Annotated in this window: 10 protein-coding genes and 1 pseudogene; 7 read left to right on the forward strand and 4 right to left on the reverse strand. The window is 71.0% G+C overall.

Going from position 1 to position 12,734, the window contains the following annotated elements; all coding sequences use genetic code 11:
* Positions 1-39: 39 nt before the first annotated feature.
* Positions 40-1,095 carry an L-threonine 3-dehydrogenase gene (tdh, locus tag M3Q23_03085; GenBank protein MDP9341096.1) on the forward strand — a complete coding sequence of 352 codons (1,056 nt, stop codon included), beginning with the start codon at positions 40-42 and terminating at the stop codon, positions 1,093-1,095.
* A gap of 7 nt (positions 1,096-1,102) precedes the next feature.
* Entirely contained in the window at positions 1,103-2,308 is a 1,206-nt protein-coding gene (locus M3Q23_03090) for a glycine C-acetyltransferase (GenBank protein ID MDP9341097.1), read from the forward strand.
* A 30-nt stretch (positions 2,309-2,338) separates the two neighbouring features.
* On the opposite strand, the gene M3Q23_03095 is transcribed toward M3Q23_03090, so the two are convergent.
* Positions 2,339-3,382 (reverse strand): polysaccharide deacetylase family protein, encoded by a 1,044-nt coding sequence (locus tag M3Q23_03095; protein ID MDP9341098.1) that lies wholly within the window; start codon positions 3,380-3,382, stop codon positions 2,339-2,341.
* Between the two features lie 288 nt (positions 3,383-3,670).
* Here M3Q23_03095 and M3Q23_03100 point away from each other — a divergent pair.
* From M3Q23_03100 to M3Q23_03110, 3 genes and pseudogenes are all read left to right on the forward strand, one after another.
* Positions 3,671-4,552: pseudogene (locus M3Q23_03100) on the forward strand (APC family permease).
* Between the two features lie 64 nt (positions 4,553-4,616).
* A complete protein-coding gene (locus M3Q23_03105) occupies positions 4,617-5,084 on the forward strand; it encodes a hypothetical protein (protein MDP9341099.1) in 468 nt (155 codons plus the stop codon).
* Between the two features lie 4 nt (positions 5,085-5,088).
* A complete protein-coding gene (locus M3Q23_03110) occupies positions 5,089-6,111 on the forward strand; it encodes an acetamidase/formamidase family protein (GenBank protein ID MDP9341100.1) in 1,023 nt (340 codons plus the stop codon).
* 19 nt (positions 6,112-6,130) lie between these two features.
* Here the strand turns inward: M3Q23_03110 and M3Q23_03115 are convergent, their stop codons facing one another.
* Positions 6,131-7,528 carry a glutamine synthetase family protein gene (locus tag M3Q23_03115; protein ID MDP9341101.1) on the reverse strand — a complete coding sequence of 466 codons (1,398 nt, stop codon included), beginning with the start codon at positions 7,526-7,528 and terminating at the stop codon, positions 6,131-6,133.
* Positions 7,529-7,578: 50 nt separating this feature from the next.
* Positions 7,579-8,748, reverse strand: a complete 1,170-nt coding sequence (locus M3Q23_03120; protein ID MDP9341102.1) for a M20 family metallopeptidase — start codon at positions 8,746-8,748, stop codon at positions 7,579-7,581.
* Between the two features lie 115 nt (positions 8,749-8,863).
* Here M3Q23_03120 and M3Q23_03125 point away from each other — a divergent pair, with 115 nt between their 5' ends.
* Together M3Q23_03125 and M3Q23_03130 are read left to right on the forward strand one after the other, a co-directional pair.
* Entirely contained in the window at positions 8,864-10,009 is a 1,146-nt protein-coding gene (locus M3Q23_03125; GenBank protein MDP9341103.1) for an amidohydrolase family protein, read from the forward strand.
* On the forward strand, positions 10,006-11,316 hold the full coding sequence (locus M3Q23_03130; GenBank protein MDP9341104.1) for an aspartate aminotransferase family protein: 1,311 nt from the start codon (positions 10,006-10,008) through the stop codon (positions 11,314-11,316). Before M3Q23_03125 ends, M3Q23_03130 begins: the two co-directional genes overlap by 4 nt.
* 15 nt (positions 11,317-11,331) lie before the next feature.
* Here the strand turns inward: M3Q23_03130 and M3Q23_03135 are convergent, their stop codons facing one another.
* Positions 11,332-12,660, reverse strand: coding sequence for a glutamine synthetase family protein (locus M3Q23_03135; GenBank protein ID MDP9341105.1), 1,329 nt, complete (start codon positions 12,658-12,660; stop codon positions 11,332-11,334).
* Positions 12,661-12,734: the final 74 nt, after the last annotated feature.

A 12,734-nucleotide genomic window follows, 5' to 3' on the forward strand; every position in this document is an offset into this window, starting at 1 on the left:
GGGTCGCTGAGGATGGGGAACCAAAGTACGCTGCACGGCATGGCCGTGCCCGGCACCATGCGAGCGCTGCGCAAGCTCCGCCCGGAGCCCGGCGCGGAGCTGGTGGAGGTCCCCGTCCCCGAGCCCGGACCCGGCGAGGTGCTGATCGAGGTCGCCGCGGCGTCGATCTGCGGGACCGACGTGCACATCCACGACTGGAATCCGTGGGCGGCCGGAAGGCTCCGAACGCCCATCACGTTCGGCCACGAGGTGGCCGGTCACGTGGCGGCGACGGGCCCCGAGGTGCACCACATCGCACCCGGGGCCTTCGTCTCGGCGGAGGGCCACGTGTTCTGCGGGTTCTGCCCGCAGTGCCGCCGGGGCCGCCGGCACACCTGCGAGCGGATGCGGATCCTGGGTGTCGACTTCGACGGTGGCTTCGCGGAATACGTGCTGGTCCCCGAGCGCAACGTGTGGGAGGTGGACCGGCGGATCCCGCCGGACATCGCCTCCATCCACGACCCCTTCGGCAACGCGGTCCACACGGTGTTCATCGACGGGGGCGGCGACGTCGTCGGCTCGACGGTGGTGGTGCTGGGGTGCGGCCCCATCGGGCTGTTCGCCGTCGGGATCGCCCGGGCGGCCGGGGCGCGGCAGGTGATCGCCGTGGAGCCCAACGAGTTCCGCCAGGGCCTGGCCAAGCAGATGGGGAGCGACGTCGTGGTCGATCCGGGACGCGAGGACCCCGTGGCCGCGGTGAAGCAGGCCACGGAGGGCCACGGGGCCGAGGTCGTCCTCGAGATGTCCGGTGTGCCCGCCGTGATCGCCCAGGGAACCCAGATGCTGACGGGCGGCGGCCGCATGGCGCTCCTCGGGCTTCCCACCGGACCGGTGGCGCTCGACCTGACCGACCAGGTGATCTTCCGGGAGGCCCGCCTGTACGGCGTGACCGGCCGGGAGATCTTCCGGACCTGGGAGCAGACGTCGGTCCTGCTGGCGACGGGGATGGTCGATGTCACGCCGGTGATCACGCACCGGTTCCCGCTGGATGGGTTCCGCGAGGCGTTCGAGGTGGTGGCCTCGGGCCGGTCGGGCAAGGTGATCCTTCTTCCGTAGCGAACGCATGGAGGTCGAAGCGACGATGGCGCAGGGAAGCCTGGACTACCTGAAGGGCGAGCTGGCGAAGCTGGAGGCCGACGGGCTGGCCATCCACCCGCGGACCCTCGAGGGCGAGCAGCGGGCCCGGACCCGGTTCGACGGTCGGGACGTCATCAACCTGGCCTCGAACAACTACCTGGGCCTGGCCGCGCACCCCCGGCTGAAGGAGGCCGCCTCGAAGGCCGCCGCCGAGCTGGGCGCGGGGTCCGGCGCGGTCCGGACCATCGCCGGGACCATGAGCCTGCACCGGGAGCTGGAGCAGCGCTTCGCCGAGTTCAAGGGTGCGGAGGCCGCCCTGATGTTCCAGTCGGGGTTCACCGCGAACGCGGGCACCGTCGCGGCCATCCTCACCCCGGACGACGTCATCGTGTCCGACCAGCTCAACCACGCCTCGATCATCGATGGCGCCCGCCTCTCCAGGGCCGAGATCAAGGTGTTCCCGCACAAGGAGGCGGCCGCCGCCGACCGGCTGCTCCAGGAGACCAGGCGCGAGGGCCGGCGCCAGCTGCTGATCACCGACGGCGTGTTCTCCATGGACGGCGACATCGCCCCGCTGCCGGACCTGGTGGAGGTGGCCGAGCGCCACGGCGCCATCATGATGATCGACGACGCGCACGCCTCGGGCGTGCTGGGGCCGGGCGGCAAGGGCACGGTCGCGCACTTCGGCCTGGACCCGCGGCGCGTCGACGTGCAGGTCGGGACGCTGTCCAAGGCCATCGGCGTGCTGGGCGGGTTCATCGCGGGGCCGCCGCACCTGATCGAGTGGCTGGTGAACCGGGGCCGGCCGTTCCTTTTCTCCACCTCGTGCCCGCCGGCCGTGGCCGCCGCGTGCATCGCCGCCCTGGAGGTCATGCACGAGGAGCCGGAGCGCATCGAGAGGCTGTGGGACCGCACGCGGTTCTTCAAGCAGGGGCTCCAGGCACTCGGCTTCGACACGGGCCAGAGCGAGACGCCGATCACGCCGGTCATCGCGGGCGAGGCCCAGACCGCCCAGGACCTGGCGCGCCTGCTGTGGGAGGAGGGTGTGTTCACCCCGGCTATCGTGTTCCCCACCGTTCCCCGAGGCCAGTCCCGCGTGCGCACGATCGTGACGGCCGACCACACGGAAGAGGACCTCAAGGAAGCCCTCGACGCCTTCGAGCGCGTGGGCCGCAAGCTGGGTCTGATCTAGCGGCCAGCCGCCCCGCCTGGGTCGCCGCGGCTACGGCGTGATGGAGACGAACCGCAGGCCGAGCTTGCGGATCCCCTTGATGATCTTGGGGAGGGCCTTCACCGTGGCGTCCTGGTAGCCGCCTCCGTCGTGCAGCAGCACGATGGATCCGGCGTGGACGCTCCCCAGCACGGCCTGGACGATCCCCTTCGCCTTGGCGTCGTTGCGCCAGTCCTGGGGATCGATCGACCACAGGACCACGCGCATGCCGAGCCTGGAGGCCATGCCCACCACCCGGTCCGAGAAGCTCCCGCCCGGAGGCCGGAACAGCTTCGCGGCGTCGCCGGCCTGGTCCAGGGCGATGTTGGCGTCCCGCATCTCGCTCCGCATCTTCTTCACCGGAAGCGACTTGAACGGGGGCGACGTGGGGTGGTCCCAGGAGTGGTTGCCCACCACCATGCCGGCGTCCAGCTCGTCCTGCACCAGCTCGGGGTGCTGGGCGACCTCGTAGCCGATGGTGAAGAACGTCGCCGGCACGTGGAACTTCTGGAGGATCGCCAGGATCTGGGGCGTGTAGACGGGGTTCGGGCCGTCGTCGAACGTCAGCGCCACGGCCGGAGGCGTGAAGGTCGGGCCCGTCGGCTGGAACACCGACGACACCAGCTTCCCCGACACCCGGCCCTTGACGATCACCTGCACGCCGGGGGTGGTGCCCAGGTAGAACTGGGGATCGCTGACGTGCCGCCCCGGGATGGGGATGTTCTCCTTGACCGTCCCCTCCCTGCGGTTGTGGCCGTTCACCACGCGGATCTCGTCTCCATCGTGGAGCTCGGTGCTGCGGCTGGCCGGGTGGCCGTCCAGCAGGATCTGGCCGGGGTAGGCGTGCCGGACGATGGTCTTGCCGGTCACGTCCAGGAAGTTCCCGGAGCGGGCCTGGAGGCCGTAGGAGGAGACGGCTTCACCGAACGTGGCGTGCAGGGGGAGGTAGCGCACCTCGCTCTTGATGGTCACCCCGATGGGAGGCGGCAGGTCGTGGACGTGCTGGGGCAATGCGAGCGGAACGACCACGGCGATGGACAGGACGACCGCCTGCACGCCATGGAACCTGCGTCGACGATGGCGACCACGCTTCATTGAATTCGGTTATCCCGACGGCCACGGGGATGGAACGGTTCCACCCTATCTTCCCCAGTCAAGGCCGTCCTGCCGGCCTTTCCCGCGGCGCCGCCGAGTGGCGCATAATTCCGCCCGACCGGTCTCGGAGGAGGGGTCCTCATGGAGAGTGCGTCCACCCCGCCCGCGCCACCCACGTCGCCCGCTTCCACATCCCTCGCCCGAGATGCCATCGGCCTCCGCGAGGTCCTGTTTCAGTCGATCACCCACATGGCCCCGGCGGCCGCCGTCGTGTTCTCCATCGTGGGCGGGATCGCCTTCGCCGGCGGCGCCACCGCCCTCGCCGTGCTCATCGCCCTGGTGGCGTGCCTGTGCGTGGCCGTCTCCATCGGGCAGTTGGCCAAGCACCTCCCGTCGGCTGGGTCGTTCTACACGTACGCGTCGAAAGGCCTGCATCCCGCCATCGGGTTCCTGATCGCGTGGACGTACGCGTTCATCGAGCCGCTGGTGGCGCCGCTGCTGTACCTGAACCTCGGGTTCGCCGCGGCAGACTTCTTCCATCGAGAGCCCCCGCACCTCGCCGCGGACCTGTGGTGGCCGTGGGTCCTGGTGGGTGCGGCGATCGTGTTCTTCCTCGGATACCGAGGGATCCGCGTGTCGGCCCGGACCGGTACCGTGCTCGGGTTGTTCGAGATCGGTGTGTTTGTGGCCCTGGCGCTGTTCCTGATCGCGCGGGCCGACCACAACACGCTGTCGGTGTTCACGACGAAGTTCGCGAACAACCCCGGCTTCAAGGGATTCTCTGGCGTGTTCGCGGCTTCGGTTTTCACCGTCCTGGCCTTCATCGGGTTCGAGGCGGCCGCCCCCTTGGCCGAGGAGGCCCGGGATCCCCGCCGGACCATCGGACGTGCCGTCGTGCTGTCCTGTCTGTTGATCGGCCTGTACTACGTCTTGACCACCTACGCTGCCACAGTGTTCTTCGGGCCGAACAGGATGATCAAGTTCGGCGCCGGGACGGGGTGGGAAGGCCTGGGCCGCGCCGTGTGGGGGAGCGCGTGGGTGTTCGTGTTCCTGGCCATCGTGAACTCGACCATCGCCAACTCCAACGCTGGATCGAACGCGGCCACCCGGACCTTCTTTGCCATGGGGCGGGTCCGCCTGCTCCCGGCGGCGCTGGCCGAGATCCACCCCAGGTTCCGGTCGCCGCACCGTCGCGGTGTGGGTGCAGCTGGTGATCGGTCTGGTGGTGCCATTCTGGCTGGGGTTCCAGTTCGACCCGCTCACGGCGTTCTTCCTGGTGGCCACCATCATCGTGGTGCTGTTCGTCCCCATCTACGTCGTGGTCAACCTTTCCTGCCTGTTCTACTACTGGCGCCATCAGCGGCAGGAGTTCAACCCGATCCTGCACGGGGTCATCCCCATCGCGGGCATCGTGGCGTTCATCCCTGCGTTCTTCGCTGGTGCCGGGCTGAAGCTGCCCGGCCTGCGGTTCATCACGCCCCTGACGTATCCCCTGTCCCGGGCCGGGCTGGTGGCAGGGGTCTGGGCGGTTCTCGGAGTGGCCTACCTGGTGTACCTGTACCGGACCAATCCAGGGCGCGTGCAGGCCACCGGACGCGTGTTCCTGGAACCCGACCCCGCCGGGGCGGCTGCCGCGCCACCGGCTCCCCCAGCGACGGCCTGACCGGATGAGTGATCTCCCGGTCGTCACGTACCGTCCGGAGCCGTCCGAGTTCGCCTGGACCTTCGGCGGCGCGCCGCCGGTTCGCCGGGTGAAGCCCGGCGACGTCATCGAGCTGTGGACGGAGGACGCCTTCGGCGGAAAGGTCCGAGGCCCGGACGACCTGGTCAGCCGGGTCATCGAGTTCCCGTACGTGAACCCGCAGACGGGGCCGTTCCACGTGGAGGGTGCCGAGCCCGGCGACACCCTGGCCGTCCACCTGGTCTCCGTGGAGCCGGCCCGGGACTGGGCGGCCTCCACCACCATCCCGTTCTTCGGCTCGCTGACATCGACGCACGCCACGGCCACGCTTCAGGACCCCCTGCCCGAGCTGGTCTGGATGTACGACGTGGACCGGACCCGTCGAACGGTCCTGTTCCAGGCCCGCCACGGCGAGTTCTCGGTCGAGCTGCCCCTGGCGCCCATGCACGGGACGGTCGGGGTCGCTCCGGCCAACCTGGAGGCGCGGTCGTCCCTGGTCCCCGACGCCCACGGCGGGAACATGGACACGCCGGAGATGCGGGCCGGGGCCACCTGCTACCTGGGGGTGAACGTGGAGGGCGCGCTGTTCTCGATCGGGGACGGCCACTACCGGCAGGGCGAGGGAGAGAGCTGCGGCGTGGCCGTGGAGGGCGCCATGGACACCGTGCTGGCCATCGAGCTGATCAAGGGCCGGATGACGGCGTGGCCACGCCTCGAGAACGACGCCCACGTCATGTCCACGGGCTCGGCCCGCCCGCTGGAGGACGCGTTCCGCATCTCCCAGGTGGACATGTGCACCTGGATGGGGGAGGACTTCGGCCTGGACCCCATGGACGCCTATCAGCTGCTCACGCAGGTGTCGGAAGCGCCGGTGGCGAACGTCGTCGATCCCAACTACACGTTCGTGACCAAGGTGGACAAGCGGTACCTGCCCGCCGTGGAGCCGTACGGCGGCGTCCACCGGCGGCTGGTCGAGCTGGGGGCGGCCTATCGGGCGGAGCGGGCCTGACGGCTGCGGTTCGGGCCGGTCAGTACCGCCAGCGGTGCGCGGCCACGATCTCGTCCGGCTCCTTGCCGGCGAACGCTTCCGCCTCCCCCCGGCGCACCGCCACGAACGGGCCGAACAACATGGGCCCCATCGCGTCGCGCAGGACGTCGGATGCCTCCAGGTGCGACACGGCTTCCTCCACCGACTGCGGGAGCCGCTTGATGCCCCGCTTCGACAGCTCGTCCTCCGACATGGCGCCCGGATCCGAGGTGACCTCCTCCGGCAGGGTGAGGTTCCGCTCCATCCCGGCCAGCCCCGCCGCGATCACCGCTCCGGCCACGAGGTAGGGATTCGCGCTCAGGTCGAAGCACTTGACCTCGGTGTTCGCGGCGGTCCCGCGGCTTCCCACCATCCCGGTGACGAATCGGACGGCGGCTTCCCGGTTCTCCCGGCCCCAGCACGCGAAGGCGCCGGCCCAGTGCTGGGGAACCAGGCGCAGGTAGCTCGGCACGCTTGGTGATCCGATGGCGACGAGGGCCGGTAGCTCGGCCAGCACGCCGGCCACGAAGGCCTGACCGGCGTCCGTCATGTCGTGTGGACCGTCGCCGCCAGCGAACAGGTTCGTTCCCTCCCGCCACAGGCTGAAGTGGACGTGGCCTCCGTTCCCGACGTGGCCCGCGATCACGACCGGGGAGAAGGACGCGCGCATGCCGTGTCGGGCCGCCATGGCCCGGATGGTCTGGCGCACCAGCACGGTGGTGTCCGCGGCGCCGACCGGGTCGGAGGGCTTCACGGAGAGCTCCAGCTGGCCCATCGCGTATTCCGGATGGAACTGCTCGACCCCAACGCCCGTCTCCTCCAGCGCGCCCACGAGGTCGCGGACGTAGTCGGAGATGGTGGCGAGCACCGGGAGCCCGTAGGCGGGCCCCCGGTGGATCGGGCGCTCGACCTCGGAGTCGGCGTCGGCCTGGAACCACTCCAGCTCGAAGGTCAGGCGCATCTCGATCCCGGCGTCGGCCAGCCGGCCGGCCATGCGCTTCGCGAACGTCCGCTGGCATCCCGCGTAGACCTCGCCTTCCTGCGTGTGCTTGTCCACCGGCGCCCAGGCCCACCCGGGCTGGGCCGCCATGGCCGTGAGGGCGAAGGGGTCGGGCATGAGCCGGAGGTCGCCCACCGGCCCGGCGACCTCGTCGCTGGCCGTGATGGAATCGTCCACCAGGAACACCTCGAACACCGGCGACATGCCGATCCCGAACCGCACCGCGCGCTCGAGCAGCGAGGACGGCACCGTCTTCACTCGGGTGACCCCCGAGTTGTCCACGTGGCTGAGCGCCACCATCCCGACGCCGCGGGCCGGCAGCGATTCCGCGAGCTCCCTGGCCTTGGCCAGCCGCTGGTCGGTCACGTCCGGGGTGTCGCCGGATCCCTCGGTCTGCACGTCAGCACCTCCCCTGCCGCGAGGAAGAACACGCCATGCGAGCAGGCGCATCATGCCATTGCATCGCCGGCCCTCGCGATGAGCCCCGCCAGGATGGCGACACGGGCCGGGACGCTCCCGAGGTCCACCCACTCGTCGGGGCTGTGGTCGTCGCCGCCCACGGGGCCGAGCCCGTCCAGGACCGGCGTCCCCACGGCCGACACCAGGTTGGCGTCCGAGACGCCGCCGGTGGACGCGTCCCGGATGTCGAGCCCCAGATCCCGGGCACACCGCTGGGCCGTCTCCACCAGTCGCACCGTGGCGGGACTTCGCTCCATCGGCCCGTGCTCGGTGTTCGGCTCGACCGTGGCCCGAACGCCCGGCACCCCGGGAAGCTCGAGGATGCTCCGGATCAGCTCGACGGCCTCGCCGAGCGCCGCCGTCTCCCACCCCCGCACGTCGACCTCCATCTCGCACCGGTCGGGGACGACGTTCGGGCGCGTTCCCCCGCACAGCACGCCGACGTTCACGGTGATCCCCGGGAACCGGCCGTTCAGGGCCTGTAGCTCCACCGCCTTCATGGCGCCGTCCAGCACGGCGTGGCGGCCCTTCTCCGGCTCCACGCCGGCATGGGCGGCCCGACCGAGCAGCTCCACCCGGATGGTGGCGACCCCCTTGCGCGCCGAGACGATGTCGCCGTTCTCCCGGCCGGCCTCGAGGACGAACGCCACGTCGCTCTCCTGGGCGATCTCCCGGATGAAGGGGCCGGAGAACGGGGAACCCACCTCCTCGTCCGGGTTGCACACGAAGGTCAACCGGCCGAACGAGTCCATGCCCAGGCGACGCAAGGCATCCACGGCCTCGACGCCGGCCAGGAGCCCGGACTTGGCGTCCGACACGCCCGGGCCGTAGCCGCGGTCACCGTCCAACCGGAACGGCCGCTCGGCGACGGTCCCTTCCGGCCACACCGTGTCCATGTGGCAGACCAGCAGCACCCGGTGCCGGCCCGATCCTTCGACCCGGGCCACCAGGAGGTCTCCCAGCTCCGCGTTCTCCGGCGCCGGGGAGCGCCGGTCGACCGCCCAGCCCGAATCCCGGAACCGCCGTTCCATGAGGTCGGCGACGCGGTTGACCCCGGCGGGCGTGTACGTGCCGCTGTCGATCTGGACGAGCTCGTGGAGCGCGTCGGTGAACGCGTCCCGACGATCCTCCACGGCTTGGGCCACGGCCCGGACGTCCATCGCGGCAGGATAGCCGGGACCGTCCCGCCGGTGGCAGCAGCTCGCCGTCCGGGCGCGGTGGCGTGCGGACCGCCCGGGCCGGTAGCATCGCGCAACCTTCGGGAGGAGACCGGCCATGGCCATCGAGGACGTCGGGCTCATCGACCACCACTGCCACGGACTGGCCCGGGGCGATCTCGACCGTCCTGCCTTCGAGAGCCGGATCACCGAGAGCTTCGACCCGGCGCCGAAGGGGGCGAGCCACTTCGACCAGCCCCTCGGCCTCGCCATACGCCGGTGGTGTGCGCCGCTGCTCGACCTGGAGCCATTCGCCGAGGCCGATGAGTACGTGGCGAGGCGCCGGGAGCTGGGGGCCGAGGAGGTGGCCCGGCGGTTCCTGGAGGAAGCGGGCCTGGCCGAGCTCCTGATCGACACCGGCTACCGGTCGGACGAGCTGTACGACCTCGCCGGCATGGCGAAGCTCGCGGCGATCCCAGCCCGCGAGGTGGTCAGGCTGGAAGCGGTCGCGGAGGCCGTGGCCCGCTCGGGCGTCGAGGCGGCGCGGTACCCGGAGGCCTTCTCCGGCGCGCTGGCCGAGGCCTCGTCGGATGCGGTGGGGTTCAAGACCATCGTGGCCTACCGGGGCGGCTTCGCCTTCGACCCGGCCCGACCGTCGCGCGACGAGGTCGTCCGGGCCGCCGGCGCGTTCCTGGAAGCCGGCGCGACGGGCTCCGCGCGAATCGCGGACCCCGTCCTCCTCCGCCACGGCATCTGGGCGGGGGCGGACCTGGCCCGGGAGCGGGGGATGCCCATCCAGTTCCACGTTGGCTGGGGCGACCCCGATCTCGTCCTGCACCTCACGAACCCGACGCTGCTCACCGGGCTGATCCGGGAGCTGTCCGCCCCCGGGGTCGACGTGGCGCTCCTGCACTGCTACCCGTTCCACCGGGAGGCCGCGTACCTGTCCGTGATGTATCCGAACGTGTACTTCGACGTCGGCTCCGCGCTGCACTACCACGGGCCGAGCGCGCCGCGCCTGCTGGCGGAGGCCATGGAAGTGGCCCCGTTCACGAAGCTGCTGTTCTCGACCGACGCGTTCGCGGTGGCCGAGCAGTACTACCTGGGGTCGATGCTGTTTCGCCGGGCGCTTGGGGGCATCCTCGACGGCTGGATCGCGGCGGGGGAGTGCGACGCGAACGAGGCGGACCGCATCGCGGAGCTCATCGGGCGCGGCAACGCCATGCGCATCTACCCGCTCGAGGCGCGCCAGAACGCCGGATGACGCTCGCCGGCCGGGACGCCGCGGCCATCGCGGGGGTCGAGAAGCTCAGGTTCTTCCCGCTCGCCGTGGTCGGCGGCCAGGGCTCGTACCTGGTCGCGGAGGACGGCCGCCGGCTCCTGGATCTCTCCGCGTCGTGGGGAGCGGCGAGCCTCGGCTACGCGCATCCCGCGGTCGTCCGTGCGGTCACCGAGGCCGCATCGAACATGCCGGCCGCCAGCATCCTCTCGTCGATCAACGAGCCGGCGGTGGCCCTGGCCGAGGAGCTGCTCGATGCCGTGCCGGGGGCGGGGACGCGGCGGGTGTGGCTGGGCCATTCCGGATCGGATGCCAACGAGACGGCGGTCCGGTCCATCGAGGCCGCCACCGGCCGGCGCCGCTTCATCTCGTTCGTGGGGGCGTACCACGGCGGCACCTTGGGATCGATGGGGATCTCCGGGCACTCGTCGCAGGACCCGGCGCTGGCGAGGCCCGGCCTGGTCCAGCTGCCCTACCCGGACCCCTACCGCCCGTTTGCACCGGATCCCGGGGCGGGCGTCCTGGAGCGCCTCGACCGGCTGCTCGCCACCGAGGTTTCGCCCCACGAGGTCGCCGCCCTCTTCCTCGAGCCCATCCAGTCGGACGGCGGCATGATCGTCCCGCCCGCCGGCTTCCTCTCCGGTCTCCAGGAGCGGTGCCGTCGCCACGGCATCTTGCTGGTCTGCGACGAGGTCAAGGTCGGCCTGGGCCGCACCGGATGGCTGCACGCTTTCCAGGCCGAGGGGATCGCGCCGGACGTGGTGACCTTCGGGAAGGGCCTTGGTGGAGGCCTTCCGGTGTCGGCAGTGGTCGGACCCGCCGCGGTCCTCGACGTCCACCCGGCGTTCGCCATGCAAACCACGGCGGGCAATCCCGTCTCGGCCAGCGCCGGACGGGCCGTCCTGCGCACCATCCAGGAGGAGGAGCTTCCCTCCCGCGCCGCGAAGGTGGGCGCCGACCTGGCGGACGGGCTGATGGAGCTCGCCGCCCGCCACCAGCTGATCGGCGACGTGCGCGGCCGCGGGCTGGCCCTGGGCGTCGAGCTGGTCCGGGACGCCGGCACCAAGGAGCCCGCGCCGTCCGAGACGGCCAAGGTCGTGTACCGCGCCTTCGAGCTCGGCGTGGTCCTGTACTACGTGGGCCCGCGCTCGAACGTCCTGGAGCTCACCCCGCCCCTCACCCTGGCCCCGGCGGAGGTGGACCAGGCCGTCTCGGTCCTCGACCAGGCACTCGCGGACGTGGAAGCGGGCCTCGTCCCGGACGAGGCCGTCGCGGGATTCGCCGGCTGGTAGTGAAGAACCGGTCGCTCAGAAGAGGTCGACGTACTCCTGGCGTTCCCAGTCCGTGACCCAGTCGGCGAACCGCGACAGCTCGTGGCGGCGCATGGCCGTGTAGGCCTTGAGGAACTCCTCGCCGAAGAAGTCCTTGGTGGCCGGTTCGCCCTCCAGCTCGGCCAGGGCTTCCGGCAGCGAGGCCGGCAGCGGCTCGAGCGACGGATCCTCCTCCGCGGGGCTCCCCTTCGAGGGCTCGGGCGGCCTCAGGCCCTCCTCGATCCCCGCGAGACCGGCCGAGAGCAGCGCCGCGCCGGCCAGATACGGGTTCGACAGGGCGGTGGGGCCGCGGTTCTCCGTGTGCGTCGACTCCGGCCTCCCGCCCTTCACCCGCACCAGCGCGGAACGGTCCTCCAGGCCCCAGGAGATGTTGGTCGGGCTGAACGTGTGCTTGCGGCGGCGGCGGTGGCAGTTCACGGTCGGAGCGATCAGCGCGTCGACGGCTTTCGCGTATCGAAGCTGCCCGGCGATGAACGACCGGCACACGTCCGTGATGCCCTGCGGGTCGTCGGCGTCGCCGAACGCGTTCCGGCCGCCGTCCGCCTCCACCAGCGAGATGTGCGTGTGGCAGCCGCTCCCGGCGGAATCGGGGAACGGCTTGGTCATGAACGTGGCGATGTAGCCGTCCTGCCTCCCGATCTCCTTCACCCCGTTCTTGAAGGTGAAGGCCTGGTCCGGGGCGGCCATGCCCTCCCCGGGCGCGAAGTTGATCTCCCACTGCGACCCGGCGTACTCGCAGTTCGACGTGATGATGTCCACGCCGATCCGCGGCATCAGCTCGAGGATGCGGCCGATCGTGGGGACCCAGTCGTTTCGGACCGTGTTGAAGATGTGGTAGCCGCTGAAGAGGGGCTGCCGGGTCTCCGGGTCGAGCAGATAGAACTCGTACTCGAACCCCATGACCGGCTCGAACCCCATGGAGCGGCACCGGTCCAGCACCCTGCGGAAGACGTGCCGGGGCGTGGCCTCCAGCGGTGTCCCGTCGTACCACCGGGCGTCGCAGATGAACCGGGCCGTCCGGTCGGCCCACGGGACCACCGCGGCCGTGTCGGGGTCCGGGAACAGGAGCTGGTCCCCGTACTGGCGTTCCTCGTTGTACAGCGTGCCACCCACCACGTCCGAGCGGGTGTCCAGCACGCTGACGCCCCCGTACATGTTCAGCCCTCGCTCCGCGTAGTCGGCCGCGTGGCGGATGGGGACGGTCTTCGACCGCGACGTCCCGTGCAGGTCTGGCAGCTCGAACCGGACCCACTCGATGCGATCCTGCGACTGCCACGTCTCGAGGATCTCGTTGATGGTCGCCACGCTGGCCTCCTTCCCGGGCGTGCGGATCGGGCGACGCGAACGGTAGCCTACGATTCGACCATGCCGCGAGCCGC

Source organism: Actinomycetota bacterium (assembly GCA_030774015.1).
Classification (GTDB): Bacteria; Actinomycetota; UBA4738; order UBA4738; family JACQTL01; genus JALYLZ01.

What these genes read in the sequence shown, in the direction of transcription:
- M3Q23_03120 (MDP9341102.1), bottom strand. Translation starts at nt 8,748, where the DNA reads ATGGACGTCCGGGCCGTGGCCCAAGCCGTGGAGGATCGTCGGGACGCG.
- M3Q23_03125 (MDP9341103.1), top strand. Translation starts at nt 8,864, where the DNA reads ATGGCCATCGAGGACGTCGGGCTCATCGACCACCACTGCCACGGACTG.
- tdh (MDP9341096.1), top strand. Translation starts at nt 40, where the DNA reads ATGGCCGTGCCCGGCACCATGCGAGCGCTGCGCAAGCTCCGCCCGGAG.
- M3Q23_03090 (MDP9341097.1), top strand. Translation starts at nt 1,103, where the DNA reads ATGGAGGTCGAAGCGACGATGGCGCAGGGAAGCCTGGACTACCTGAAG.
- M3Q23_03110 (MDP9341100.1), top strand. Translation starts at nt 5,089, where the DNA reads ATGAGTGATCTCCCGGTCGTCACGTACCGTCCGGAGCCGTCCGAGTTC.
- M3Q23_03130 (MDP9341104.1), top strand. Translation starts at nt 10,006, where the DNA reads ATGACGCTCGCCGGCCGGGACGCCGCGGCCATCGCGGGGGTCGAGAAG.